The sequence below is a fragment of the Yoonia ponticola genome, assembly GCF_014199395.1.
Classification (GTDB): Bacteria; Pseudomonadota; Alphaproteobacteria; order Rhodobacterales; family Rhodobacteraceae; genus Yoonia; species Yoonia ponticola.
The window spans coordinates 37,364-59,765 of record NZ_JACIJM010000005.1 but is presented as its reverse complement, the minus strand read 5'-3'; the positions used below and the strand labels follow the sequence as shown (position 1 = coordinate 59,765).

Below are 22,402 nucleotides of genomic sequence, written 5' to 3'. Positions count from 1 at the left end.
TCGCCTTGCCTCTTGCCCCGTAATCCCCCCTCGCCTACACATACCTCGACTTAAGAAAAGGACTGAACATGCGTCGCGTCGTCGTCACAGGTTTGGGGATCGTATCCCCCATCGGAAATAATGCAGACGAGGTTTTGGCCTCTTTGAAAGCTGGAAAATCCGGAATTGAAGCAAATGCTGATATGGTCGAACACGGCTTTCGGTCGCAGATCGCAGGCAACGTCAAACTGAACGTAGCCGACCACGTTGATAAGCGCACGTTGCGGTTCATGGGACCGGGTGCGGCCTATTCCTACATCGCGATGAAGCAAGCGATCGAAGACGCGGGTCTGGATGAGGCCCAAGTCGTGAACCCGATGACGGGTGTGATTGCCGGCTCAGGTGGTCCGTCCACATCTGCAATGTTTGCCGCACACAAGGTTGTGGAAAACACGGGTGCCACGAAACGCATCGGGCCGTTTGCGGTGCCGAAAACCATGTCGTCCACCGTATCTGCGAACTTGGCGACTGCATTCCAGATCAAAGGTATGAACTTTTCGATCACGTCGGCCTGTTCCACATCGTTGCATTGCATCGGCATGGCGGCCCAGCAAATCGCGCTTGGCACACAAGACACGATGTTCGCGGGTGGCGGCGAGGAACTCGATTGGACATTGTCCTGCCTGTTCGACGCGATGGGCGCGATGTCATCCAAATATAACGACACCCCAGAAAAAGCGTCTCGCGCCTTTGACGCTGGCCGTGATGGTTTTGTGATCGCAGGCGGCGGTGCGATGGTTGTGCTCGAAAGCCTAGAAGCAGCCCAAGCACGCGGTGCGAAAATCTACGCGGAAGTCACGGGTTTCTCGGCCACATCTGACGGCGCTGATATGGTTGCCCCATCCGGTGAGGGCGGTGAACGTGCGATGCGCGGTGCGCTGAAAACGCTGCCAGAAGGTCGCAAGATCAGCTACATCAACGCACACGGCACATCGACGCCAGTGGGCGACGTTGGCGAAATCGAAGCCGTGCGGCGCGTGTTTGGAGAAGGATCCACCCCGCCCGTGTCATCCACCAAGTCCATGACAGGCCACAGCCAAGGTGCAACCGGCGCATCCGAAGCAGTCTATTGCTTGCTGATGCTACAACACGACTTCATCGCGCCGTCGATCAACGTCGAAACGCTTGATCCTGCGTTGAAACCCGAAGAAATCGCCACTGAAATGGTCGAGAACGCAGGGCTTGATACGGTCATGACCAACTCGTTCGGTTTTGGCGGGACAAACGGCTCGATGCTGTTGTCGAAGTTTACGGGGTAAAAACGGCGGGCAGGACAAGCAAACGCGCTGTCCTGCCCAGCTTTACCAAAGCGAAACGAAGAACGCTGTAGATTGGCATCATAGCCACCATAAACTTGACCTCCCGCGACAAAACGTCCACTTAGAAATCAACAACTCAGGGGACGCAGATGACACTTTCTATGCAAGGCAAACGTGGCTTGGTTATGGGCGTCGCCAATGAACGCTCTATCGCTTGGGGCATTGCCAAGGCGCTGGCAGAGGCTGGCGCGGAGCTTGCGTTTACTTATCAAGGTGAAGCTTTTGGCAAACGGTTAGAGCCGCTGGCCGCGTCTGTTGGTTCCGACTTTATGGTTGACGTTGACGTCACGGACGAAGCGTCGATGGACACAGCCTTTGCGGGTATCAAGGATAAATGGGGCACGATTGACTTTGTGGTCCATGCGATTGCCTTCTCGAACAAAGACGAATTGACGGGTCGGATTATGAACACGTCCCGCGAAAACTTTGCCCAGTCGATGCAGATTTCTTGTTATTCCCTGATCGATGTCGCCCGTCGTGCGCATGATCTGATGCCAAATGGCGGCACGATCATGACGTTGACTTACCAAGGTTCGAACCGCGTCACGCCGAGTTATAACGTGATGGGCGTCGCCAAAGCTGCGTTGGAAAGTGCCGTGCGGTATCTGGCCAATGATCTGGGTCCCGACGGTATTCGCGTCAACGCAATCAGCCCCGGCCCGATGAAAACGCTGGCTGGTGCGGCGATCGGTGGCGCGCGCAAGACCTACAAGCACACTGGCGAGAACGCGCCGCTGCGGTCCAATGCGACCCTAGAAGCGGTTGGCGGCACGGCTGTTTACCTTGCCTCTGATGCGGGTGCTTGCACCACGGGCGAGATTATTCGTGTTGATGGCGGCTACCATGTTCTTGGGATGCCGCAGGGTGAGAACCTTTAATTGACCGTGCCGCGGCGGCACTACGGGTCATAAGGTTGGCAACGAATATTGTTTGACTTCACGTTTCCACCTGATGAATTGCGGCGACAATAGCGCAATTTGATCGTTTGGGAGAGTTGTTCTGCCGCTTTAAGTTTTCGGGGCGACGCGAAAATGCAATCTAAAGGCAACACATTTCCAGAGCATCGCTGACGTGCCGAGCACGCGCTGCAAAGTTAACCTCGTGTTAACCATGTCGCCTTAGCGATAGTTGCATATCGAGTAGTAAACAGTTTTGTAAGTATGCCCCGCAGGCTCGTAGGTCTGCGGGGCATATTTTTTAGGCAGCCTGAATGCCGACCATTTCAATCGCAAACGTCAGATCTTTGCCGGCAAGCGCGTGGTTCGCGTCCAGCGTGACTTCGGTATCTGCAACTTCAGCGATAGTTACAACCATGACCTGACCGCCTTCGCCTTGCATCTGCAACTGCGTGCCAACTTCCATCGGGATGTCGTCAGGGAACTGATCGCGCGGCACCGCTTGGCGGTTTTCCGTGTTCACTTCACCGTAGGCCTGCGCGCAAGGCACGTTCACGACTTTTTTGTCGCCAACAGCCATGCCGGGAATAGCAACGTCCAAACCCGGGATGATCATGCCAGAGCCAACAGCGAATTCAAGCGGGTCACGCCCTTCGGAGCTATCGAAAACGGTCCCGTCGTCCAATGTACCTTTGTAGTGAATTTGGACTGTGTCGCCCTGCTTTGCTTGTGACATATTCTTCCTTTCGATTTTCAGATCGCGGGGACCCTAACAGGGACTGACACCGAGGCGCAAACCGCTTTGCCCCTTTTCGTTCTGCCCTGTGCATGGCAACGTTACGGAAAATGACGCTGGGAGAGATAAATGCCGATCAAAACCTGCATTTTTGATGCGTATGGGACGTTATTTGACGTGAACGCGGCGGCAAGGCTTGCCGCTGCAGAACCTGGACGCGATGCATTGGCCGCCGTTTGGCCACAAGTCGCACGGGATTGGCGGCTGAAACAGTTGCAATATACGTGGTTAAGAGCCGTCGCGGGGCAGCATTGCGATTTCTGGCAAGTGACCCAAGACGGGCTGGATTGGGCGATGGAGGCCGCAGGTCTAGACGACGTTGAGCTGCGCGAGCGCCTGCTTGCGCTGTACTGGGAACTACCTGCCTACGCCGAAGTGCCTGACATGTTGGCGGAACTGAACGCGCGCGGATTGCAGGCCGGGATATTGTCCAACGGATCGCCTGACATGTTGGCGGGGGCCGTCGAGTCGGCGGGTTTAGGCGAATTTATCAGCGCGAGCCTGTCGGTTGAAACCGTCGGCGTCTTTAAACCACACGCATCGGTGTATGATCTGGTCGAAGCCCACTACGGCTGCGCCCGCGATGAAGTGTTATTTGTATCTTCAAACGGATGGGACGCGGCGGGGGCATCGGGCTACGGATTTACCACCGCTTGGGTGAACCGTGCGGGCGAACCCATGGACCGACTTTACGCTAAACCGCACCATGTTTTGACTGACCTGACCTCAATTCCGGACCTGACATAATGCCTGAATTCCACACCAAAGACGGCACCCGCCTCTATTATACTGACGAAGGTAATGGCATCCCGATCCTGTGCCTTGCAGGATTGACGCGCAATGGTCGTGACTTTGATCATGTGGCGCCGCACCTGCCGACGATGATGCCGGTACGGTTGATCCGGCTCGATTATCGCGGGCGCGGGCAATCCGACTGGGCTGACCCAAGCACCTACACCGTGCCACACGAGGCGCAGGATGTCTTAGAGCTGCTCGATCATTTGGGTCTGGAAAAGGCCGCAATTTTGGGAACCTCGCGTGGCGGTTTGATCGCGATGTTCCTCGCCGCGACGGCTTATGATCGCCTGCTGGGCGTTGCACTGAATGACATTGGGCCGGAACTGGCGGACAGTGGTTTGGACGTGATCAAGGACTATATCGGTCGTCGTCCTGCGCAGAAAACCTATGCAGAGGCCGCTGCATTTCGCGCGAAAGCATGGTCGCATTTTAGCGATGTGCCTATGGCGCGGTGGCTGACTGAGGTCGAAAACCACTATATTGAGACGGAAGACGGGCTCGAGCTGCGCTACGATCCGAAATTGCGCGAAGCGGTGTTAGAGGCTGGAACGCAGCCCGCGCCTGATCTTTGGCCGCTTTATGATGCGCTGCTCGGTCTGCCGCTTTGCCTGATACGTGGTGAAAATTCGGACCTGCTATCCGAGGCAACTGCAGACAAGATGCTGGAACGCCGTATTGATATGATCCGCGCCGATATTCCGGGGCGCGGGCATGTGCCGTTTCTGGACGAAGAAATGGCGCTTGATGCGTTGCACGAGTGGCTTGAGGACATGGAATGAACATCGACGCAATCCGCGCCGCAGCCCTGCGGATCAAAGGCCATGCACGCCGCACGCCATTGCTGTCGTCGCCATTTCTAGACGAAATCGCTGGACGCCGCGTGCTGGTTAAACCCGAATGCTTGCAACACACAGGGTCGTTCAAATTTCGGGGCGGCTGGTCAGCGGTATCAAACCTAGACGACGCGGCCCGCAAGACTGGCGTCATCGCGTTTTCCAGCGGCAATCACGCGCAAGGCGTGGCACTAGCCGCCGCATCGCACGGCACCACAGCGGTCATTATCATGCCCGAAGATGCGCCCACGCTGAAGATCGCAAACACCAAAGCGCTTGGCGCTGAGGTCATCCTTTACAACCGCCACACCACCGACCGCGACGCCTTGGGCGACGAAGTGGCGCGTGATCGCGGGCTGACATTGATCAAACCGTTCGACAACGCGGACGTGATCGCGGGGCAAGGCACGGTTGGCTTAGAAATCGCAGAAGACGCCAAGGCGATGGGGATCACCCACGCCGATGTGGCGGTCTGTTGCGGTGGCGGCGGATTGACATCAGGTATCGCGCTTGCGTTGCAAGCCGACGCGCCGGACATGGTTGTGCGCCCAGTTGAACCGGCAGGTTTCGATGACGTGGCCCGTTCGCTGGTCTCTGGCCAGATCGAAAAGAATGCAAGTCAGGCAGGGTCAATCTGCGACGCGATTATGACCCAACAGGCGGGTAACATGACGTTTCCGATCATGAAATCGCTCTGTGGTGCGGGTATCGTGGTGAGCGACGACGACGCGCTTCGGGCAATGGGACACGCCTTTGAACGGTTGAAACTGGTGGCTGAACCGGGCGGTGCTGTGGCGCTGGCAGCAGCGTTATTTCACCCCGACACGTTGACCCAAGACACTGTAATCGCCGTGATTTCAGGCGGCAACGTTGACGCATCGATGTTTGCCCGCGCTCTTGCGACCCTGCAATAAGGATCCGACATGACCGAATTTTCAATCGCCAGTTTTAACGTCAAAAACCTGATCGGGGCCGACCAAGAATACTACCGATTTGAAAAATACACGGTCGAGGAACACGCTTGGAAGCAAGCTTGGCTCGCGGATCAATTGATGAACTTGTCCGCCGATATCGTGTGTTTTCAGGAAATTTTCGACGAAGCCTCCCTACAAGCCGTGATCGCCGAATGCGACGCCGCTGGGATAGAGGCGAACGAAGCGCACGTGCCGGACCCGAGCAAACGCTATGCGCGCAAAGCGATATTTCGCAAGCTGGCGTACAAACCCTACGCGCAGGCCGAACTTGCCTTTGCGCCGAACGTCAATGACGGCGGCCCCGGCGAACGACGGCCCGGTGTGGCTGTGCTGTCGCGCTTTGGCTTCGCGGAAGCGCCGCAGGTTCTACAAGAATTGCCTGAACCGCTCGAAATTCCGTTTGCTGATCTTGGTGGCGGCGATGGCGGGACCTACAAAATTAGCCGCCTGTCGCGCCCGATCATAAAGGTCCGTATTCCTGTCGGCGATCAAGTGATCAGCGTTTTCAACTGCCACCTGAAATCCAAACTGGGCGAACTCGACAAACCTGCTGGTGCTGCGTTCCCGCCCGCCGCCGATCTGGTGAATTACGATGCGGCTGGTCGCGCCTTGGGGTCGCTGCGCGCAGGTTTACGTCGCATGGCAGAGGCTTGGGTGCTACGTCGGGCGATTCTAAATGAGTTGACCCTAGGTCGCCCCGTGATGGTTTTGGGCGACTTTAACGACAGCGAACACGCTGTCAGTTCGGAAATAATCACCGGTGAAGTGCCGTTTAAAAATTACGCATGGATGCGCCGACATGATGCGAAACACCAAGGTGATCGCTACACGGACCACGAAAACGAGGTCATTCAAGAGCAGATTAACGCGGTTCGGCTGCATTCTGCAGAGAAGATGTTCGTGCGAAAGTCGGCCCGTGACATGGTTTTCACCTCTGCCTTTGGCGGTGTTTTTGAGAGCATCGACCAGATTTTGATGTCGCGCCATTTTGCCCCTGACTACGATCAACGCATTGGAGACATGGAATATTTCAGCGTTCTGAATGATCACCTGACGGACGGCAGCCACCCAGAAGCGCCTTATAACAAGCTTGCGTCAGATCACGGGCAGATCATGGCGCAAATGCGATTGCGCGGTGCGATCTGACTGGCTTAGACACCTGACAACCTATAGGAAATACCACTCTACCTATGGTTTATTTACATTTTCCGGAACAATTTATCCCGAATTTTAGTGCGAGATCAAACTGTTGACAGAACGATGCCAACTCTATTTTCTAACCGCGGGAGGGTTATTCACCTCTGTTTACAGAGTTGCTGGATAACGGGAGCAAGCCGCGCGAGGGAGACCTCATTGCGCGGCTTGATTCTTTTTTGCGATACTTCTGACGAGGACTTCAAAACATGCGTGACATGAAAATAGAACGTGACGGCGTGACACTTCACGCGCGCCTTGACGGTGTTGACGACACAAATGCGCCGACACTGGTTTTCGCCAATTCGCTCGGGACGACGTTGCATATGTGGGACGGCATTGTGCCGCTGCTGCCCGACGGTTTGCGCATCATTCGCTATGACAAACGCGGTCACGGCCAAAGCGATGTGCCAGATGGGCCATATACAATGGGCGCGTTGGTGTCGGATGCGGCGGCAGTCTGTGATGCGTTTACCGTTAAGGATGCGCTATTTGTCGGGCTGTCCGTCGGCGGCATGATCGCGCAAGGTCTGGCTGTAAAGCGTCCCGATCTGATCCGCGCGATGGTCCTGTCGAACACAGCGGCCAAGATCGGTAACGGCCCGATGTGGCAGGATCGGATCGATGCCGTGCTGGACAAAGGGCTGTCATCGCTGGCTGATGTCACGATGCAACGATGGTTCAGCCGCGATTTCCTGATGTCGCCGCAGTTGAAACACTGGCGCGATATGCTGACCAGCACACCGCCCGCGGGCTACGCTGGCGTTTGCGCGGCAATTGCGGGCACCGATTTTTACACGCCGACGTCAGGACTGCGGATACCAACGCTGGGCATCGCCGGATCAGAAGACGGGGCAACCCCGCCTGATCTGGTACGTGAAACCGTTGATCTTATCCCCGGGTCACAGTTTTCACTGATGCGTCGCGTGGGGCACCTGCCCTGTGCCGAAGCCCCCGATGCATACGCCAAAATCCTGATTGATTTCATCGCAGCCACCGGTCACATGACCACATGAGCGATTTCTTATTGATACACGGCTCGGCCCATGGCGCGTGGTGTTGGGATTACGTGATCCCGCATTTGACCGCCGCCGGACACACCGCGCGCGCGATTGATCTGCCATCTCATGGCAAAGATCAGACGTCCGGCGCGTTAGTCACGCTTGATATGTATGCGCAGGAAATTCAGGCCGCGATGCGTGGTAAAACCGTGCTCGTCGGGCATTCGATGGCGGGTTATCCGGTCACAGTTGTCGCCGATTTATCGCCCGATTTGATCGATAAATTGGTGTACCTCTGCGCCCATGTACCCGACGCTGGTAAGTCCATTGCGGACATGCGGATGCTAGCCGATGCGCAACCTTTAGCCGCCGCGATGATCCCTAGCACCGATGGCAAGACGGTCACGATTGACCCTGCTCTTGCGCATGACATCCTGTATCAAGACGTCGATCGGGCCACGTCTGATTGGGCGATTGCCAAGCTGTGCCCGCAACCCGTTTTGCCCCAGACGACGCCGTATACGGGCAGCGGTCACACACATGACCGTCACTATATTCGGTGCCGCAATGACCGCACTATCCCCTACACTTATCAGGTTTCCCGCACCGCCAACTGGCCTAATGGCACCGTGTCGGATTTACCGACTGGCCACTCGCCCTTCCTATCAGCGCCGCAGGCTTTGGCCGCTGAATTGATCCGCATTGCAGAAAGTTAAGACATGACTGCCAGCCTTTACGACAGCCCCACATGGCGGGCGATTTTCCACGATCCGGACCTTGCGCCGCTGTTCAGCGACACCGCTGAATTGCGGGCGATGTTGCTTGTGATGGGCACGCTCGCGCTGACCCAAGCCAAGATGGGTTTGGTGCCCGAAGTATCAGCAAAAGCTATCCAACGCGCCAGCATGGAAGTCCAAGTGGACCCTGCTGGCCTTGCCAATGTCACAGCGAAAACGGGCGATCCTGTGCAAGCGTTGGTCGCGGCTTTCCAGTTCGAAATGAAGGCGCCCGAGCACGCCAAATGGGTGCACTTCGAAAGCAACACAGCGTTGACGGCAGCGACGGGTTTGTCCCTGCGATTGCGCCAATCGCTCAAGATTATCGCGGCGCGACGCGGCGACGTGGAACCACTGCCAAAGACCACTTGGTTACGTGCTTATCATTCGGATGCCACGGTCCGTGCGGGCCTTGCCACGGGCCTAGGCTTAACGGATGCAGGTGGTGCTGCCCCGACCGAAAGCATCACCGAACTTGCCGACTGGATCAGCGAAATCGCAATGGGACACTCGGCTACGACGCCAGCCCAGAAAGCAATTCAGCACCAAATCCCGCAGATGAACGTCGCGCTGCAGACAGCGCCCGAAGGCACGGAGCAACTTGTTCAAGCCATGACGCTACCACAAATGATGCTCGGGCTTGGCCGATTGCTGGCCTAGCCACGGTGAACGCTTGGAAAAACCACAGCATCTCTTTCCAAACCCCGCGTCGCCCGTCAAAGTAGCGCAATGAAATTATTGCGCTCTTTCGCGGCCAAGGTTGTCGGCCATACATTGCGGCTATTTGCCCGTTTTATCACAGCTGTCCGTGCTGATTGGCAGGGTATTGAACCTGTGCCGCGCCAGCGCGTTTACTACGCCAATCACACATCCAACGGCGACATGCCGATGATCTGGGCCGTGCTGCCGCCTGCATTACGCCGCACGGTTCGGCCTGTCGCTGCGGCGGATTACTGGCTCGCAAATCCCGTTCGGGCGTTCGTCGGTCCCGAAGTTTTCAACTGCGTGCTCGTCGACCGCCGCCCCGAGGTGAACGACAAACCGATGGACAAAATCCTAGAAGCGCTGGACGAGGGATCGTCGCTGATCATCTTCCCCGAGGGCAACCGCAATATGACCGACGACCCGCTACTGCCGTTCAAAGCCGGACTTTACAACATGGGGTTGGCCCGCCCCGAAATCGATTTGGTGCCGACATGGGTCGCGAATTTGAACACAATCATGCCGAAGGGCGAGGTTATTCCTTTGCCACTGATTTGCACCGTGACTTTTGGTGCGCCTGTCCACGTTCGCGACGGCGAAAGCAAAGATGACTTTTTGAAACGTGCCGCGACGGCGTTGTCCGACCTACGCCCTGATGTCGAGCAACCCAAAACAGCAGCGGTGACGTCATGAATTCGACCGTGAACATGACGAGCGCGACTTCTGATCTATTGTTGCTATTTTTCGGTGTGATCGCGATTTTAATGGCGCTTACGATACTGGGCGAAGTCTTACGCGCCCGCCAAAGGATCGAGCCAAACAATCCCGTTCTCGAAACCTATATGACCCGCGTGCATAGTTGGTGGGGGATTGTGTTGCTCGTTGGCGTCGCGCTGATGACCGGACGGCTGGCCGTAATCATCTTGTTCCTGTTCGCAAGCTTCGCGGCTTTACGCGAATTTCTGACGCTCACGACCAAAGCCCAAGCGGACCACAAATCGCTCGCCCTTGCATTCTTTGCCGTTCTGCCATTGCAATATTTGTTTATCTGGATGGATTGGGAAGGCTTGTTTACCGTTTTCATCCCCGTCTATGCATTCCTGCTACTGCCCATCGTGTCGGCCCTGCGCGGCGACGCAAACCGCTACTTGATCCGCGTCGCGGAAACACAATGGGCGTTGATGATCAGCGTTTTCTGCCTCAGCCATGTGCCCGCATTGATGACGCTCTCGTTCAACGGCATTGATGACCGCTCTGTGCTGCTGATCGGATTTTTGGTGCTTGTCGTGCAATTTGGCGACCTGCTGGAATACTTCTTTGGTCGTCGCATCGGTAAAACCAAAATCGCGCCCGGATTGTCACCAAAGACATGGGAAGGCTTGGCGTGCGGCGTTGGCAGCGCGATCTTAATCGGCGCTTTGTTGAACTGGATCACACCATTTGGCGTCTTTGGTGCGATGGCAATGGCCGGCATCGCGTCACTGGTCGGCATGTTCGGAAACCTCGTCTTCGCCGCGATCAAACGTGACAGAGGCGTGAAAGACTGGTCACATCTGATTCCCGGCCAAGGCGGCTTTGTCGATCAGTTGGACAGCGTCATATTTGCGGCCCCAATTTTTTACCACCTGACGCGCTACTTTTGGGGCAGTTAAGGTTACCTTGTCCAGTTTTCGACGCACCACGCCCAAACGGCATCAACCGTGTCGCGCTGATGCGGTGACCGCTTGCGCACAAGATAAAAATCAGACCCCGCCTCAAAACCTGCGGGACACACCATGATCAATCGTCCAGCATCCAAATCCGCTTGAACAAAAGCACGACATGCAATCGCCACCCCCTGCCCCGCGAGCGCCGCGTCAAGCGAAAGCGATGTCTGGTTGAACACCGCACCCGGTAGTTTTCCAACAGTACCAAAGAACTTCGGCCAGTGATTATGGGCATCGTGTAACAATGGTAGGGCGTGGATTTGCGTAGGCGTTAACGGTTGTGGCAAGCCGTCCAGCAAATGCGGGCTTGCGACGACGATCAAATCCTGCCGGAACAGTAGGTTCGCCTCTAGCGACGCCGCAAATGACGGGCGGCTCTGCCGAACAGCGATATCAACTTGGTCACGATCAAAGTCTGATACAGTCTCGGTTGCGACCGTCCGCAATTCCACTCCGGGTAACGCAGCCTGAAACGCTGACAGCTGCGGGATCAACATTTTTGCAGCAAACGTTGGCGTCACGCTGATCGTCAGCACATCGGCGCGATTGTGAAGCTGTGCTGTTGCCTTGTTCAACGTATCAAAAGCGCGGGTTACTTCGGATAAATACGTGGCACCTTGAGGGGTCAACGCGACGCCACGCGGTAAACGATGGAACAATGGCGTGCCTAAATGCTCTTCTAACATGCGCACTTGCTGAGCGACTGCGCCTTGCGTGACACCCAATTCTTCAGATGCAGCGCGGAAATTCAACTGCCGCCCTGAAACTTCAAAGGCGCGTAGTGCGTTGAGAGGGGGTAATATTCTGCGGGACAATGACATTTTAGCCTATAGATTTTCTACACTATAGCGGAGTTCGTTCTGGCAAGAAAGTATCGTGTGACCTGTGCGATAGAGAGGAAATTGTTGTCGCATCGCGCGACCCACCACCGACACAGAGAACCAGAATGACCACGCAAAAAGCAACCTACCTACCGACGTCGTATTCGGTGATCCTCGTCGTGAGCAGCACTCATCTCATCAATGATCTGATCCAATTCCTGCTGCCTGCACTCTATCCTGTTTTTAAGGCAAATTACGACCTTAACTACTTCCAACTCGGACTTCTGACGTTGGCGCAGCAAATTACCGCCTGCATTTTGCAACCGATTATGGGGCTGTATGGGGATCTGAAACCCAAGCCTTACACCCTCGCCGTTTCGATGGCCGTGGTTGCCGTGGGTATCGTCATGCTCGCGACAGCAAATTCCTTTGCGCTTTTGTTACTAGCCGCGACCGTTCTAGGTATCGGATCAGCCTTGTTTCACCCCGAGGCATCGCGTGTGTGTCGGATGGCGTCTGGCGGTAAGCTCGGGTTTGCGCAGTCCAGCTTTCAAGTTGGCGGCAACGCGGGTACCGCCTTGGGCCCCCTTGCAGCTGCGTTATTTGTACTGCCGTTAGGTCACATTAGCACGGTCTGGTTCGGGCTATTTGCCGTCCTCGCAGTGATGATGTTGTTCTGGGTTGCGCGTTGGTTCACAAACCATCAACGGATGCTCAAATCGGTCGGAACACCGCCCCTTGCATTGCCGCAACTGCCCAAAAAGAGGCTCGTCTTTTTGTTCGCGATCATTGGCGCATTACTGCTGAGCAAGTTTGTTTACGTCGAAACCTTCAAAAGCTATTATACGTTTTTCTTGATTGAAAAGTTTGGGCTGAGCATCCAAGCGGCGCAGACGACCTTGTTCATCTTTCTCGGCGCAGTCGCGGTTGGCACCTTTGTCGGCGGGCCTGTCGGTGACCGCATCGGTCGTAAAAAAGTAATCTGGGTGTCGATCGTAGGTGCGTTGCCGTTTGCCATTTTGCTGCCGCACGTGAACCTCACGGGGGCAATTGCGCTTAGTATTATCGTCGGGTTGATTTTGTCGTCGGCGTTTTCCGCAATTGTGGTCTACGCGCAGGAATTGATGCCGCAAAAAGTAGGTATGGTTTCCGGATTTGTCTTTGGCTTTGCCTTTGGGATCGGCGCGCTTGGTGCTGCTGCATTAGGGGCCGTCGCCGACCAGTTCGGAATGCAGCAAGTGTTCAGCTACCTGCCAGTTCTCTTGGCTCTTGGTTTCCTAACTGCACTTCTGCCAGACATCGATTAAGATAGACGGCCTTTCGAGTAATCACACCCGAAAGGCCGACAGGTCAGGTCCGCGAGTTCGCTACGGGTTCTGCCGAACGACATCCAGAATTAAGACGTCCGTGATCTTGTCGCCGGATACGCTGCGAGCAATGGCCAACAGTTCTCTACGCAGCGAATCCATCGATGCATACGCCGTGAAGTTTCCAGAAAACCCACCATTGTTGGAATGGTTAAACAGTGACTGCAGGAATGCGGCCCTCAGCTTGGGTTCACTCAGCATGACCTCTTGCATTGTGCCTTCGATGATTTCCAGCCCGATAGCCAAAACGACAATCGCATCGACCCTCCCATCAACCAAAAGCGGTATGATGAACTGGCTGCTCAAATCGATATATTCGAGACCATTTTCTTGGCGCGCAATTTCGATCGCCTGTTCTTCTGTCAGTTCCTCAACGGCAGGAGTTTCCTCCACGATAGCGTCTTCTGGCGCTGGCTCCGGCGCAAGGAAAATGCCAGCCCCGACGCCAGCCCCAGTGCCTATAATCAGACAAATGAGTGGAATGATGAGAAGTTTCAAAGTCGTACCTCCGTTAGAACGGTAAAATTGCTTCCAACGCTTGTTGGCCATATCGTGGTTGTTGGACGTCGGTAATTTGTCCGCGCCCACCATAAGAAATGCGTGCAGAGGCGATTTTGTCGTAGGTGATTTCGTTTTGGCGCGTAATATCGGCGGGCCGCACAAAGCCTGTCACCAACAGCTCTCGCAGCTCAAAATTGACCCGAACTTCTTGATTCCCCACGATACTCAAGACGCCGTTTGGCAGCACATCGACCACGGCTGCGGCGACACGGAGTTCCAGTTTTTCGTTGCGTCGCACACTACCGCTGCCGTTTGACGTCCCTTGCGAGTCAACTGAAACCGCACTGCCCAGCGATGCGCCTTCGGGTGCCCTAGCGTCAATGCGTTGCGGCAACCCGAAAAGCTGCGGTATCCCCAAATCTTGAGACGCAGACCGCGAACGGTCCGAGGCGTTGGATATCTCGGCGCTTTCGTCGATTTCAATCACGACAGTCAAAATATCACCAGCTTCGACAGCGCGGCGATCACCCAAAAGCGACCCACGCTCACGCGACCAGAGCGAAGCAGATGATACGCTTCGCATACTTTGCGGCGGCAAACTTGCTGGGGTTGGGAATGCCGCGAATGCCGTGTGTTCGAGCGACGCGGTGGGGTTGGATAGCGGCGGGGCGCTAGAAATTGGCGTCGAAGAACAGGCCATCAGCAAAAAGAGCATCGCCGCGACTGACAACGTCGCTGCCTTACTGCAAAACATATGCCACCCCAGCGTTGTCAATCTTGGCAGTGACCAATGATCGCGATTCGAGGTTCATGACCCGGATCATTTCGCCGGGTGCCGCGCGGTCCATTGCGCGACCTTCCGTCTTAATCACGAGCCCAAAACGACTAAAAACAAGTTGGATGATCTGATTGCGTTCAACAACTGCGGGATTGCCGACGTCAGCCAAAAGTATCGGACGTCCTGCGAACAGTGCTTTTCGCGCTTCCATGCCAACGATCTGATCCGGGTCGGCCACCCCACCAGCGGATGCGACATCCCTCAACTGAATATCGTCCGCCGAGATGATTGAATTTGCAGGGATAATCCGGCTTGCGACTAAAACCTCGGCTTGTGCAGCCACAGACCAGAAAAACAACAATACACTAAGCCTGATCATCGGATTTGCACCGTTGCACCCAGCATTTGGTCTGCTGCTGAGATCACTTTTGAATTCAACTCGTAACCACGCTGTGCCTCAATCAAATCGGTGACTTCCTTTACAGGATCGACCGAGCTTTCCTCTAAATACCCCTGCCGAAAGGTCCCCAAACCATCAACACCCGGCTCTGATATCGCGGGCGGACCAGACGCGGGGCTTTCGACGAACATGTTGGACCCAATAGCTTCTAAACCTTTAGGATTGGTAAATCCGGCGAGGTTAAATTGACCCAGCTGCTCTGGTTCGACGCGATCATCAAAGAACGCGTAAACCTCGCCATCAGCATTGATCGAAATTGACTGCGTTTCCTCTGGAATGGTGATGTTCGGGACAACCGGAAAACCGTCAGACGTCACGATCAAACCGTCGCCAGTCCGCTTCAACCCGCCATCGCGGGTGTACGCCGCAGTGCCGTTGGGTAGCGTAATCTCAAGATAACCGCGCCCTTCGATGGCAACATCAAGATCACCGCCGGTTTGCGCAACAGCACCCTGCGCTAAAATCATAGAGACCGCAGTCGGGCGAACGCCAAGCCCCATTTGAATGCCGGTCGGCAGCACGGTTCCATCAGTTGCGTTGATTGATCCCGGGCGGGCAACCTGCTGGTAATGTAGGTCGGCAAATTCGGCACGCCGCGCGTTATAGCCCGTCGTGTTCATGTTCGCGAGATTGTTGGAAATAACTTCGACGCGTGTTTGTTGCGCAGCCATGCCGGCAGCCGCAATTTGTAATGCTCGCATATCAATACTCCTTTAACGGCCCATGGCCTGCATGACGGCGCGGATACGCTCGTCCTCTTTATCTAAGAAACTTTGGCCCAGCTCATACGCACGCTGAACTTCGATCATTCGGGCGATTTCAAGTGTCGGATTGACGTTCGAGCCTTCGAGAAAACCTTGAACGACACGCGCATCGGGGGCGACATCGAACCCATCGGGAGCCACAAATCGGGTGCCACCCTCGCGCGTCAGGCCCTGCGGATTATTTGGTACGACAAGCCCGACCTGCCCGACCAACTGACCACCAGCGCTGACCACCCCGTCTGCGCCAATAACGACAGGACCCGCGCCCGTTGGAACGAACACCGGTGCACCGCCAGCGTCCAGGACTGGGAAACCGTCAGCCGTGACAAGATCGCCGTTTTGGTTGGGTGTAAAATGACCAGCCCGCGTCAATCTCTCGCCGTTTGGCGTTTGGATCAGGAAAAATCCGTCGCCCTCGATTGCGAGATCAAATGTCGCGTTCGTTTGCTTTAACGCACCTTGCGCCTCCATGGTGTCGCGCACACGAGCGGTCGCCATCGATAACGAGTCGTGGTCATTGCCCAAAGCATTCACGTATTCTGAAAAGATAACACCCTCGGCCCGAAATCCGGTCGTCGATGCGTTGGCAATGTTGTTCGCCACGACGCGCATCTCATTTGCGAGACCTGACTGTCGGGTCAGTGCGGTATATGTTGCGTTATCCATGACTTATCCTCCGATGATGACCGGTATTAATGTGGCTTGGAAAAAGCTGACCAACGTCTCTGACATGAAATTCATGGTTCCCCAGAACACAGCAATGATCGCCGCGAGTTTCGGAACGAACGTGAGCGTCATTTCCTGAATAGAGGTCAGCGCTTGGAACAAGCCGATTGCCAGTCCTACGGTTAACGCCACGGTCAAAATGGGAATGGCCACGACAAAACCGGTCCACAGCCCTTCCCGAAGGGTGTCGTAGAATAGCGCCTCGGACATCATCAGAGAGGCATCCGCAACAACTCTTGATAGGCTTCGACGACCTTATCACGCACGGCCACGACCGACTGCACGGCTAGTTCCGTTTGGGCCAGCGCCTCGACCAAGGCATGCGGATCAGCGCCTGACGTCATCGCGGAAACAGCCGTTGCTTCGCTTTGTTGTAACGTTGAAATAAAATCTTTAGCGCCATCGAACACCGCCCCGCCCATCGCCGCCGGGTCTGCGCCTGTTACCGCCTTTGTCGCCGCGTAATTCTGAGCGGCGAGTATATTCCGAATATCCATTCTGACTATTCCTTATCTTCTGAGTAAATCCATCAAAGACGTCGACATCTGACGTACTTGATCGAACATTTTGAGATTGGCCTCATAACTACGCTGCGCCTCTCGCGCGTCAGCGATTTCGATGATCAGGTTCACATTCGACCCGTCATAATATCCGTTGTCGTTCGCCATAGGGTGGTTCGGATCGAACACCTGACTCAGTTCACTTTGATCCAGACGCACATTCCCTACAGAAACGCTGCCTTGCGCCGGACCGCGTACCGTTTCTTCGAAGGAAACCGTTTTGCGGCGATATCCGGGCGTGTCGGTATTCGCGATGTTTTCAGAGACATGGCGCAGTCTGTTCGCTTGCGCTTTCATGCCGCTAGACGCGACTGACATTGCGTCGGAAAAATCATATGCCATGATCTATCTCCCTAACGTCGTGCGCAGAACCGTCATGCCGTGACGGTAGATCGCAAGCGCACGAGAATGTTCTCGCGAGACTTCAACAGACCGCAGCATCTCGTCTTCAATCGAGACGGAATTGCCATTCGGCGCGGGCTCTGCACGGGATTCAGTTGGATTGACCTGCGCTTGCGCGGCTGCAACACCGTTCAAATGGCTGGCGCGCGTCGCCTTCATGCTCGTCGCTGGATTTTGCTCTACTGTCTTCGCAAACGAAGACATTTCTAACGCGCGAAAATTAGGTGTGTCCGCATTTGCAATGTTTTGCGCAACAACAGCCTGACGGCTACCCGCATGTCGCGCCATCGCACCGGCGGTCTGAAATAGTTCAAGATTTTGATACATCGGGGTTCTCCCTCGTGTGACTTCAACAAAGCTTTAACGGTGATTCCTTAAAAAGAAGTTGTCTCAAACCGAAAGGAACACGATGAACATCACGTTTATCGAAAAAGTAACGGCCTCAATTCAAGCACTGTCACCGATCCATCCCATTGGAAGAATTGAAGAAATCAACGGCGCAGTGGCACATGTGTCCGGGATTTCGCAAATCGCAGGATTAGGTGATCCAGTTTCGATTTATGCGGGATCACGCAAAATTTCGGGTGAAATCATCCAACTCGGCGACGGAATCGCCACAATTCTGGTCGAAGAAACGATGGAGGGAATCAAGTTAAACGACGCTGTCCATTTGCATAAACCAATTCGATTTGCCCCCGATGAAAGTTGGATCGGGCGTGTGATCGACCCCAACGGCGAACCGCTGGACGGCGCACCGATCCTTCAAGGTAAACACGCCGTGCCTTTGCGTCGCGGCCCACCCCCAGCGCACACACGACGACAGATGGGCGAACGGCTGGAGACTTCGCTGGCAATTTTCAACACCTTTTTACCACTCGTTAAGGGACAACGGATCGGGCTCTTTGCAGGCTCTGGCGTCGGGAAATCGACGTTGATCGCGGACCTTGCGCAAAGCGCCACTGCCGATTTGATTGTGATCGCGCTGATCGGTGAAAGGGGACGTGAGCTGGTTCATTTCATCGAAAATGTGCTTGGACCCGAAGGTATGGCGCGTTCAATAATTGTCGCGGCGACATCAGATCGCGCACCGCAAATCCGACGCCGCTGCGCCCTCGCCGCCATGGCAGTCGCAGAACATTTCCGCGATCAAGGATTACATGTCGTGCTATTTGCCGATTCGATGACACGGTTTTGCGAAGCCCACCGCGAGGTCGCGATCGCCGCCGGAGAAGAGGCATCACTGCGCGGCTACCCCGCATCGATGGTGCCCGCAATCGCCAGCCTGTGCGAACGCGCAGGGCCCGGGACCAAAGACACAGGCGACATCACGGCGGTATTTTCCGTGCTCGTGTCAGGGTCCGACATGGAAGAACCCGTCGCAGACATTATGCGAGGCATACTTGACGGGCACATTGTAATGGACCGAGAAATCGCAGAACGCGGGCGTTTTCCGGCAATTGACGTCCTAAAATCAGTGTCCCGTTCGCTGCCAGCGGCAGCTGAACGCCACGAGAATGCGCTGATCTCCAAGGCACGCGAGCATCTTGGCAACTACAAGAATGCAGAGTTGATGATCCAAGCGGGGCTATATGTAAAAGGATCAGACCCAAAGGTCGACGACGCTATCAAAAGCCACGACGCGCTTGAAACGTTTCTAGCGGTTCGTGACAGCCGAGGCATCAAATCGCATTTCGATGCGTTAAACCGTACAATGCCTGACAGTATGTTGAACCGGGCTGTGGGTGCTGGAGGCTGATGAGACTTAGACGACTTCGCGAACAAATTTGAATTGCTAAAAACCGCGCAAACCCTTACGGGTCGCGCGGTTATTTCGGCAATTAATCTGACGTTAAAAGTCCAGGTTTTCCACGTTCAACGCATTATTTTGAATGAATTCGCGCCGTGGTTCGACCACATCGCCCATCAGCTTTGTGAACAAATCATCGGCTTCGGCCAAATCTTCGACCTTAACCTGCAGCAATGTCCGCGCGTCAGGGTCAAGCGTCGTTTCCCACAGCTGATCGGGGTTCATCTCGCCCAGACCTTTATACCGTTGGTAAGACAGTCCTTTTTCGCCTTCTTCAAGGATTGCACCCAACAAGTCGAGCGGGCCGTAGATCGCTTGAGACCGATCTTTGCGGACGAGCGTTGCAGGCAGATTATAGACGTCTTGCAGCGATTGCGTGAACGTTCCCGTGCGTCTCGATTCGCCGGACCGGAGCATGACACCGTCAAGCGTGCGGACCTCTTCGACGCCGCGCAGAATGCGGGCAAGACGCATGCCTTTATCTTGCGTGATCCGACCAGCCCAACCGCGTTCCCATTCGAGCGCGATCAGATCGAGTCGTTTCGCGACGCGGTCGGCGGTGCCTTGCAGATCACTGTCAACGACACCAGGCACAAATGCGCCCGCAATGGCGGCTTGCTCAAGAATGTGGCGTGGGTAATGCGTTGGAAACGCATCCAAAACCCGCTTGAGCTGCCGCGCTTCCTCAACAACACGTTTCAGGTCAGCACCGCTGATTTCTTCACCGTTACCTTGACGCAGGATCGCGCCCTCAGTGCCTTGATCGATCAAATAACCTTCCATTTCGGCCTGATCTTTCAGGTAAACTTCGGATTTGCCGCGCGACACTTTGTATAGTGGTGGCTGCGCGATATAGAGGTATCCGCCTTCGATCAGTTCAGGCATTTGCCGGAAGAAGAAAGTTAACAGCAGCGTCCGAATATGCGCCCCATCAACGTCCGCGTCGGTCATGATGACGACCTTATGGTAACGCAATTTGCTGATGTTGAATTCGTCGCGCCCGATACCCGTACCCAGCGCCATAACAAGGTTACCAATTTCTTGGCTGCCGAGCATCCTGTCGAAACGCGCACGTTCAACGTTCAGGATCTTACCCTTCAGCGGTAGGATCGCCTGTGTTTGACGGTCACGGCCCGTTTGGGCGGACCCACCAGCGGAATCACCCTCCACGAGGAAGACTTCGGTTTTGGATGGGTCTTTTTCAGAGCAATCCTTGAGCTTTCCAGCGAGAAAGTTCACATCCATCGGGTTTTTGCGGCGTGTCAGATCGCGTGCCTTGCGCGCAGCTTCGCGGGCCAAGGCGGCTTCTACGATTTTACCGACAATTTGCTTGGCTTGCTGTGGGTTCTCTTCAAACCATTCGGACAGTTTTTCCCCGACGAGAGATTCCACCGCGGGGCGGACCTCGGACGAGACAAGCTTATCTTTGGTTTGTGAAGAGAATTTCGGATCAGGAACCTTAACGGACAGAACACAAGTCAGACCTTCACGGGCATCGTCACCTGTGAAACTGACTTTTTCTTTCTTCGCGATGCCAGAGCTTTGCGCGTAATTGTTAATGGTTCGCGTCAACGCACCGCGAAAGCCCGCCATATGCGTGCCGCCGTCGCGTTGTGGGATATTGTTGGTAAACGGCAGCACCATTTCGTTGTAACTATCGTTCCACCACATCGCGACTTCGACGCCGATGTCGTCTTTTTCACCAACCACATAGATCGGCTCATCCATGACTGCGGTTTTCGAACGGTCGAGGTATTTCACGAACTCTTTCACACCGCCGTCGTAGAAAAGATTGGTTTCCAACGGCTCTGCGGGGCGTTCATCTTTCAGAATGATACGCACACCAGAGTTCAGAAACGCCAATTCCCGCAAACGCTTTTCGAGCGTGTCGAACGAATACTCAAGGTTCGAGAAAGTCTCGGTCGACGCAAGAAAACGAACTTCTGTGCCCTTACGGCCATTTGCAGGTCCGACGATCTCTAGCGATTTGGCCGTGACAGAGTCTTCAAATCGGCAGTAATGTTCTTTGTCATTGCGCCAAATGCGCAGTTCCAGCCAGTCAGACAAGGCGTTCACAACCGAAATACCAACGCCGTGCAAACCGCCCGATACTTTGTATGAATTGCTATCGAATTTACCACCAGCGTGCAGCTGGGTCATGATGACCTCTGCGGCTGACATGCCTTCTTCTTTGTGCATATCGACGGGAATACCGCGACCGTTATCGTAGACAGAAATAGAGCTATCGGCGTGGATCGTGACGCTCACATGATCGGCGTGACCAGCGAGCGCTTCGTCGATACCGTTATCCACCGCCTCGTAGACCATATGGTGCAGGCCAGAGCCATCATCGGTGTCCCCGATATACATGCCAGGCCGCTTGCGAACCGCATCTAAGCCCTTGAGAACCTTGATGGAATCGGCGCCATATTCAGCATTATTCGGCTGGTCGTCAGACATGTGTGTTTTCCCGTGTATTTACCCCCCAAATATATGCTTTTTTCAGGGGGTTGTCACGCGTTAGCCGCTACATTTTGTGTCAGACGAAAGGGATCACAAGCCCCACGCCGATCAGCAGGAAACCAGCGATGATGTTGGTCCGCTTTAAGGCTGTCGGAGACGTCAAAAGTGCGCGTGCTTTGCCGATAAATGTCGCCAGAATGAGGTTCCCGATCAGCGGCACCACGAACGATAAAGTACAGATCGCCGCGATATCGTATGCCGTGACCGACGAGAGATCAAAGAAACCGGGCAGCATGCCCATGTAGAATAAAACGGCTTTCGGATTGCCGATGATCACGGCCAGCCCAGCAAGAAAGCCCGCCCACCTGCCAGGACGCGTGAGCCTGCTATCGCTCGCGATGGTTTTGTCCGCATGACGGATCAGCAGCACACCCATCACAATAAACATGAGGCAAGCGATCCAGCCAATCGCTTCGAGGATACCCCCGTAAAGTGAAATTAACCACGTTAAGCCAAAGATCGCGACAAGCGGCCAAAGTACATCGCCGATAACAACACCCAATGCCAATGGCCACGCCCCGTGAAACCCGCCCGACAACGTGCGTGCGATCAACGCGACCCAGACGGGTCCGGGCGTGAGGAAAAGAACGAACAATGCTCCTGCATAAAGCAGCAGGTCAGAAATCGAGAGTGTCATCAAACTGCGCGCCCTTGCGGGT

General features: G+C 55.1%; 26 protein-coding genes. 13 read left to right on the top strand and 13 right to left on the bottom strand.

Features of this window, described 5'->3' with window-relative positions:
* The first annotated feature begins 68 nt into the window (after positions 1-68).
* Positions 69-1,298 carry a beta-ketoacyl synthase N-terminal-like domain-containing protein gene (locus tag FHS72_RS09660; RefSeq protein WP_183528521.1) on the top strand — a complete coding sequence of 410 codons (1,230 nt, stop codon included), beginning with the start codon at positions 69-71 and terminating at the stop codon, positions 1,296-1,298.
* A 149-nt stretch (positions 1,299-1,447) separates the two neighbouring features.
* Complete coding sequence (locus tag FHS72_RS09655; RefSeq protein ID WP_183528520.1) at positions 1,448-2,236, top strand: enoyl-ACP reductase FabI; 789 nt, start codon at positions 1,448-1,450, stop codon at positions 2,234-2,236.
* Positions 2,237-2,555: 319 nt separating this feature from the next.
* On the opposite strand, the gene FHS72_RS09650 is transcribed toward FHS72_RS09655, so the two are convergent.
* Entirely contained in the window at positions 2,556-2,990 is a 435-nt protein-coding gene (locus tag FHS72_RS09650; protein WP_183528519.1) for an FKBP-type peptidyl-prolyl cis-trans isomerase, read from the bottom strand.
* 129 nt (positions 2,991-3,119) lie between these two features.
* Between FHS72_RS09650 and FHS72_RS09645 the strand changes: the two genes are divergently transcribed.
* The 9 genes from FHS72_RS09645 (at position 3,120) to FHS72_RS09605 (ending at position 10,980) form a co-directional block, all read left to right on the top strand.
* Positions 3,120-3,797, top strand: a complete 678-nt coding sequence (locus FHS72_RS09645) for a haloacid dehalogenase type II (RefSeq protein WP_183528518.1) — start codon at positions 3,120-3,122, stop codon at positions 3,795-3,797.
* A complete protein-coding gene (locus FHS72_RS09640) occupies positions 3,797-4,627 on the top strand; it encodes an alpha/beta fold hydrolase (RefSeq protein WP_183528517.1) in 831 nt (276 codons plus the stop codon). Before FHS72_RS09645 ends, FHS72_RS09640 begins: the two co-directional genes overlap by 1 nt.
* The gene (locus FHS72_RS09635; RefSeq protein WP_183528516.1) at positions 4,624-5,595 is read left to right on the top strand and encodes a threonine ammonia-lyase; all 972 of its coding nucleotides are present in this window, start codon (positions 4,624-4,626) and stop codon (positions 5,593-5,595) included. Before FHS72_RS09640 ends, FHS72_RS09635 begins: the two co-directional genes overlap by 4 nt.
* 9 nt (positions 5,596-5,604) lie before the next feature.
* Positions 5,605-6,801 (top strand): endonuclease/exonuclease/phosphatase family protein, encoded by a 1,197-nt coding sequence (locus FHS72_RS09630; RefSeq protein ID WP_183528515.1) that lies wholly within the window; start codon positions 5,605-5,607, stop codon positions 6,799-6,801.
* A gap of 266 nt (positions 6,802-7,067) precedes the next feature.
* Positions 7,068-7,865: a 3-oxoadipate enol-lactonase gene (pcaD, locus tag FHS72_RS09625; RefSeq protein WP_183529109.1), complete on the top strand. Its 798-nt coding sequence runs from the start codon at positions 7,068-7,070 to the stop codon at positions 7,863-7,865.
* Positions 7,862-8,566: an alpha/beta fold hydrolase gene (locus tag FHS72_RS09620; protein ID WP_183528513.1), complete on the top strand. Its 705-nt coding sequence runs from the start codon at positions 7,862-7,864 to the stop codon at positions 8,564-8,566. Before pcaD ends, FHS72_RS09620 begins: the two co-directional genes overlap by 4 nt.
* Before the next feature lie 3 nt (positions 8,567-8,569).
* Positions 8,570-9,286: a lyase family protein gene (locus tag FHS72_RS09615; RefSeq protein ID WP_183528511.1), complete on the top strand. Its 717-nt coding sequence runs from the start codon at positions 8,570-8,572 to the stop codon at positions 9,284-9,286.
* Positions 9,287-9,355: 69 nt separating this feature from the next.
* Entirely contained in the window at positions 9,356-10,021 is a 666-nt protein-coding gene (locus FHS72_RS09610) for a lysophospholipid acyltransferase family protein (protein WP_183528509.1), read from the top strand.
* Positions 10,022-10,035: 14 nt separating this feature from the next.
* Positions 10,036-10,980: a phosphatidate cytidylyltransferase gene (locus FHS72_RS09605; protein WP_183529107.1), complete on the top strand. Its 945-nt coding sequence runs from the start codon at positions 10,036-10,038 to the stop codon at positions 10,978-10,980.
* A 2-nt stretch (positions 10,981-10,982) separates the two neighbouring features.
* On the opposite strand, the gene FHS72_RS09600 is transcribed toward FHS72_RS09605, so the two are convergent.
* Positions 10,983-11,855: a LysR substrate-binding domain-containing protein gene (locus tag FHS72_RS09600; RefSeq protein ID WP_183528507.1), complete on the bottom strand. Its 873-nt coding sequence runs from the start codon at positions 11,853-11,855 to the stop codon at positions 10,983-10,985.
* Between the two features lie 125 nt (positions 11,856-11,980).
* Here FHS72_RS09600 and FHS72_RS09595 point away from each other — a divergent pair, with 125 nt between their 5' ends.
* Complete coding sequence (locus FHS72_RS09595) at positions 11,981-13,162, top strand: MFS transporter (RefSeq protein WP_183528505.1); 1,182 nt, start codon at positions 11,981-11,983, stop codon at positions 13,160-13,162.
* Between the two features lie 60 nt (positions 13,163-13,222).
* On the opposite strand, the gene FHS72_RS09590 is transcribed toward FHS72_RS09595, so the two are convergent.
* The 9 genes from FHS72_RS09590 to FHS72_RS09550 are packed head-to-tail and all read right to left on the bottom strand — an operon-like array spanning position 13,223 to position 17,740.
* A complete protein-coding gene (locus tag FHS72_RS09590; protein ID WP_183528503.1) occupies positions 13,223-13,720 on the bottom strand; it encodes a flagellar basal body-associated protein FliL in 498 nt (165 codons plus the stop codon).
* A 13-nt stretch (positions 13,721-13,733) separates the two neighbouring features.
* Complete coding sequence (gene flgH / locus FHS72_RS09585) at positions 13,734-14,477, bottom strand: flagellar basal body L-ring protein FlgH (protein WP_183528501.1); 744 nt, start codon at positions 14,475-14,477, stop codon at positions 13,734-13,736.
* Positions 14,464-14,880 carry a flagellar basal body P-ring formation chaperone FlgA gene (gene flgA, locus FHS72_RS09580; RefSeq protein WP_183528499.1) on the bottom strand — a complete coding sequence of 139 codons (417 nt, stop codon included), beginning with the start codon at positions 14,878-14,880 and terminating at the stop codon, positions 14,464-14,466. Before flgA ends, flgH begins: the two co-directional genes overlap by 14 nt.
* Positions 14,877-15,662: a flagellar basal-body rod protein FlgG gene (flgG, locus tag FHS72_RS09575; protein ID WP_183528497.1), complete on the bottom strand. Its 786-nt coding sequence runs from the start codon at positions 15,660-15,662 to the stop codon at positions 14,877-14,879. The genes flgA and flgG overlap by 4 nt, the downstream gene beginning before the upstream one ends.
* Before the next feature lie 12 nt (positions 15,663-15,674).
* Complete coding sequence (locus tag FHS72_RS09570) at positions 15,675-16,391, bottom strand: flagellar hook-basal body complex protein (protein WP_183528495.1); 717 nt, start codon at positions 16,389-16,391, stop codon at positions 15,675-15,677.
* A gap of 3 nt (positions 16,392-16,394) precedes the next feature.
* Positions 16,395-16,664 carry a flagellar biosynthetic protein FliQ gene (locus FHS72_RS09565; RefSeq protein WP_183528493.1) on the bottom strand — a complete coding sequence of 90 codons (270 nt, stop codon included), beginning with the start codon at positions 16,662-16,664 and terminating at the stop codon, positions 16,395-16,397.
* The gene (gene fliE / locus FHS72_RS09560) at positions 16,664-16,948 is read right to left on the bottom strand and encodes a flagellar hook-basal body complex protein FliE (protein WP_183528491.1); all 285 of its coding nucleotides are present in this window, start codon (positions 16,946-16,948) and stop codon (positions 16,664-16,666) included. Before fliE ends, FHS72_RS09565 begins: the two co-directional genes overlap by 1 nt.
* Positions 16,949-16,960: 12 nt before the next feature.
* Positions 16,961-17,353, bottom strand: a complete 393-nt coding sequence (gene flgC, locus FHS72_RS09555; protein ID WP_183528490.1) for a flagellar basal body rod protein FlgC — start codon at positions 17,351-17,353, stop codon at positions 16,961-16,963.
* Between the two features lie 3 nt (positions 17,354-17,356).
* Positions 17,357-17,740, bottom strand: a complete 384-nt coding sequence (locus FHS72_RS09550; RefSeq protein WP_183528488.1) for a FlgB family protein — start codon at positions 17,738-17,740, stop codon at positions 17,357-17,359.
* A gap of 82 nt (positions 17,741-17,822) precedes the next feature.
* Here FHS72_RS09550 and FHS72_RS09545 point away from each other — a divergent pair, with 82 nt between their 5' ends.
* Positions 17,823-19,169, top strand: a complete 1,347-nt coding sequence (locus FHS72_RS09545) for a FliI/YscN family ATPase (protein ID WP_183528486.1) — start codon at positions 17,823-17,825, stop codon at positions 19,167-19,169.
* A gap of 93 nt (positions 19,170-19,262) precedes the next feature.
* Here the strand turns inward: FHS72_RS09545 and gyrB are convergent, their stop codons facing one another.
* Positions 19,263-21,680: a DNA topoisomerase (ATP-hydrolyzing) subunit B gene (gene gyrB, locus FHS72_RS09540; protein WP_183528484.1), complete on the bottom strand. Its 2,418-nt coding sequence runs from the start codon at positions 21,678-21,680 to the stop codon at positions 19,263-19,265.
* 79 nt (positions 21,681-21,759) lie between these two features.
* Positions 21,760-22,380: a LysE family translocator gene (locus FHS72_RS09535; protein ID WP_183528482.1), complete on the bottom strand. Its 621-nt coding sequence runs from the start codon at positions 22,378-22,380 to the stop codon at positions 21,760-21,762.
* Positions 22,381-22,402 lie beyond the last annotated feature (22 nt).

Coding starts and splice junctions, on each gene's coding strand:
- FHS72_RS09660 (WP_183528521.1), top strand. CDS start 69: ATGCGTCGCGTCGTCGTCACAGGTTTGGGGATCGTATCCCCCATCGGA.
- FHS72_RS09655 (WP_183528520.1), top strand. CDS start 1,448: ATGACACTTTCTATGCAAGGCAAACGTGGCTTGGTTATGGGCGTCGCC.
- FHS72_RS09650 (WP_183528519.1), bottom strand. CDS start 2,990: ATGTCACAAGCAAAGCAGGGCGACACAGTCCAAATTCACTACAAAGGT.
- FHS72_RS09645 (WP_183528518.1), top strand. CDS start 3,120: ATGCCGATCAAAACCTGCATTTTTGATGCGTATGGGACGTTATTTGAC.
- FHS72_RS09640 (WP_183528517.1), top strand. CDS start 3,797: ATGCCTGAATTCCACACCAAAGACGGCACCCGCCTCTATTATACTGAC.
- FHS72_RS09635 (WP_183528516.1), top strand. CDS start 4,624: ATGAACATCGACGCAATCCGCGCCGCAGCCCTGCGGATCAAAGGCCAT.
- FHS72_RS09630 (WP_183528515.1), top strand. CDS start 5,605: ATGACCGAATTTTCAATCGCCAGTTTTAACGTCAAAAACCTGATCGGG.
- pcaD (WP_183529109.1), top strand. CDS start 7,068: ATGAAAATAGAACGTGACGGCGTGACACTTCACGCGCGCCTTGACGGT.
- FHS72_RS09620 (WP_183528513.1), top strand. CDS start 7,862: ATGAGCGATTTCTTATTGATACACGGCTCGGCCCATGGCGCGTGGTGT.
- FHS72_RS09615 (WP_183528511.1), top strand. CDS start 8,570: ATGACTGCCAGCCTTTACGACAGCCCCACATGGCGGGCGATTTTCCAC.
- FHS72_RS09610 (WP_183528509.1), top strand. CDS start 9,356: ATGAAATTATTGCGCTCTTTCGCGGCCAAGGTTGTCGGCCATACATTG.
- FHS72_RS09605 (WP_183529107.1), top strand. CDS start 10,036: ATGACGAGCGCGACTTCTGATCTATTGTTGCTATTTTTCGGTGTGATC.
- FHS72_RS09600 (WP_183528507.1), bottom strand. CDS start 11,855: ATGTCATTGTCCCGCAGAATATTACCCCCTCTCAACGCACTACGCGCC.
- FHS72_RS09595 (WP_183528505.1), top strand. CDS start 11,981: ATGACCACGCAAAAAGCAACCTACCTACCGACGTCGTATTCGGTGATC.
- flgH (WP_183528501.1), bottom strand. CDS start 14,477: ATGTTTTGCAGTAAGGCAGCGACGTTGTCAGTCGCGGCGATGCTCTTT.
- flgA (WP_183528499.1), bottom strand. CDS start 14,880: ATGATCAGGCTTAGTGTATTGTTGTTTTTCTGGTCTGTGGCTGCACAA.
- flgG (WP_183528497.1), bottom strand. CDS start 15,662: ATGCGAGCATTACAAATTGCGGCTGCCGGCATGGCTGCGCAACAAACA.
- FHS72_RS09570 (WP_183528495.1), bottom strand. CDS start 16,391: ATGGATAACGCAACATATACCGCACTGACCCGACAGTCAGGTCTCGCA.
- FHS72_RS09565 (WP_183528493.1), bottom strand. CDS start 16,664: ATGATGTCCGAGGCGCTATTCTACGACACCCTTCGGGAAGGGCTGTGG.
- fliE (WP_183528491.1), bottom strand. CDS start 16,948: ATGGATATTCGGAATATACTCGCCGCTCAGAATTACGCGGCGACAAAG.
- flgC (WP_183528490.1), bottom strand. CDS start 17,353: ATGGCATATGATTTTTCCGACGCAATGTCAGTCGCGTCTAGCGGCATG.
- FHS72_RS09550 (WP_183528488.1), bottom strand. CDS start 17,740: ATGTATCAAAATCTTGAACTATTTCAGACCGCCGGTGCGATGGCGCGA.
- FHS72_RS09545 (WP_183528486.1), top strand. CDS start 17,823: ATGAACATCACGTTTATCGAAAAAGTAACGGCCTCAATTCAAGCACTG.
- gyrB (WP_183528484.1), bottom strand. CDS start 21,680: ATGTCTGACGACCAGCCGAATAATGCTGAATATGGCGCCGATTCCATC.
- FHS72_RS09535 (WP_183528482.1), bottom strand. CDS start 22,380: ATGACACTCTCGATTTCTGACCTGCTGCTTTATGCAGGAGCATTGTTC.